Origin of the sequence: Butyricicoccus sp. (assembly GCF_050872565.1) — a bacterium.
Lineage (GTDB): Bacteria > Bacillota > Clostridia > Oscillospirales > Butyricicoccaceae > Butyricicoccus_A.
Window position 1 is genome coordinate 1 of record NZ_JBNMHC010000402.1, and the last position, 1,864, is coordinate 1,864.

The window sequence follows — 1,864 nt, forward strand, 5'->3', positions numbered from 1 at the left end:
CCGCAGCCGAGCAGCGCAGTCAGACCGGCATCTTCAAACTTCTTGCGGTATGCCCACTGCCAAGAGTAGTCGAAATAAGCAGAAAAGCCTTCCTCTTCACAACGCTTCTCGTAAATTGCACGCCATTCCGGGTCATCGGTATCTTCCGGCTCATAATTTGCAGTATCCATATAGTTGACACCACATGCCAGACACGCATCCATGATGGTCAGATCCTGATACGGCAGCGCAATGTTCATGACCAGATCCGGCTTGTAGTCGTGAATGAGGTCGATAACTTGCTGCACATCATCAGCATCTACCTGTGCCGTAGTGACAACCGTTTTGGTCTTTCCTGCAAGTTTTGCTGCCAGTGCATCGCACTTAGACTTGGTGCGGCTGGCAATACACAGCTCAGTAAACACCTCGCTGACCTGACAGCACTTCTGGATCGCAACACTGGCTACGCCGCCGCAGCCGATTACAAGAACTCTACTCATGTCATGTACTCCTTTTTTGTCTTGATTGTTTATACGTGTAAGGCTAACAGAAGTTCCCGCAATACCTTGCAGGCTGTCGCCGTGGATACGCCGCTGTTGTCCAGCATCGGTGCCAATTCGTTGACATCTGCCGCGACAATATTCGCTTGCGTTATGGTTCGGATTGCATCCAGCAGCTGGATAAAGCTCACGCCGCCAGCTTCCGGCGTTCCGGTTCCCGGAAATGTCGATGGATCCAAGCAATCTAAATCAATGGTCAAATAAACCGGCACCTGTGTCTGCTTGAGATGCTCTGCCAGTTCTGGCAGGCCATCAAAAGTGAATGGATGCATGTCCGTATGCTGAGAGGCAAATCGAAATTCTTCTCGTTCTCCGCTGCGAATGCAGAACTGGTGAATGCGGTCATCACCAATCAGATCGTGACAGCGCCGCAGGACACACGCATGGCTGAGCTTTGCGCCGAGATAATCGTCTCGCAGATCAGCATGAGCATCAAAGTGAACGATATGGAGATCGGGATACTTTTCCAAAACAGCACGAACAGCACCCAAAGTAACCAAATGTTCACCGCCCAACAATAACGGAAATTTTTCATCTGCTAAAATTTCCTGCGCGCGAGCGGTAATATCAGCTAGTGCCGCTTCGCTGCTGCCAAAACAAAGCTCCAAGTCGCCGCTGTCAAACACAGCGATGTCTTCCAGATCTTTGTCCTGATAGGGGCTGTATGTCTCCAAGCCGAAGCTCTCATGTCGCATAGCGGCCGGACCAAACCGTGCGCCCGGACGAAAACTCGTTGTGGAATCAAACGGCGCGCCAAACAAAACAATGTTTGCATCTTCATAGCTGCTCTCGCAGCCGATAAATGTCTCTACGTTGCGCTGCATGGCTTATTCCTCCACTTCTTCCAACATTTCTTCCAGAAAAGCTGGAAGATAAAAGGCACCTTTGTGCAGCCGCGTGGTATAATAGCGCGTGCGCATGTTGAGGGCGTTCCATGCCTCTGCATCCAAATCATCAACCGGATGATATTTTTTGCTGGCAAAGCCAAACAGCCAATATCCGGCAGCGAACGTCGGGATATGCGCCTGATACACGCGGCTGATGGGGAACGTGCTTGCAATGCGTTTGTGACTGCGCTGCATCGCATGAGCATCTTCGGCATAAAACGGACTTCCCTGCTGATTGACCATAATGCCGTCCTTTTTCAACGCATTATAACAGTTTCCGTAAAATTCGCGGGTAAACAGACCTTCAGACGGGCCAAATGGGTCGGAAGAATCGACAATAATCAAATCATATTTTTCTTCACAGCGGCGAATAAACTTCAGTGCATTTCCAAAATGAATGTGCACGCGCCGGTCATCCATACGGCAGGCATTTTCCGG

2 protein-coding genes and 1 pseudogene are annotated in these 1,864 nt (G+C 50.3%); all 3 read right to left on the minus strand.

Annotated features, from left to right (window positions below; all coding sequences use genetic code 11):
* A partial coding sequence (locus ACR0P9_RS11865) for a saccharopine dehydrogenase family protein (protein ID WP_432620411.1) occupies positions 1-479 on the minus strand: 479 nt, incomplete at its 3' end.
* Between the two features lie 29 nt (positions 480-508).
* Entirely contained in the window at positions 509-1,363 is an 855-nt protein-coding gene (gene speB / locus ACR0P9_RS11870) for an agmatinase (protein ID WP_432620413.1), read from the minus strand.
* 3 nt (positions 1,364-1,366) lie between these two features.
* Positions 1,367-1,864 (minus strand): annotated as a pseudogene (locus ACR0P9_RS11875) (spermidine synthase); the annotation flags it as partial.

Coding starts and splice junctions, on each gene's coding strand:
- speB (WP_432620413.1), bottom strand. CDS start 1,363: ATGCAGCGCAACGTAGAGACATTTATCGGCTGCGAGAGCAGCTATGAA.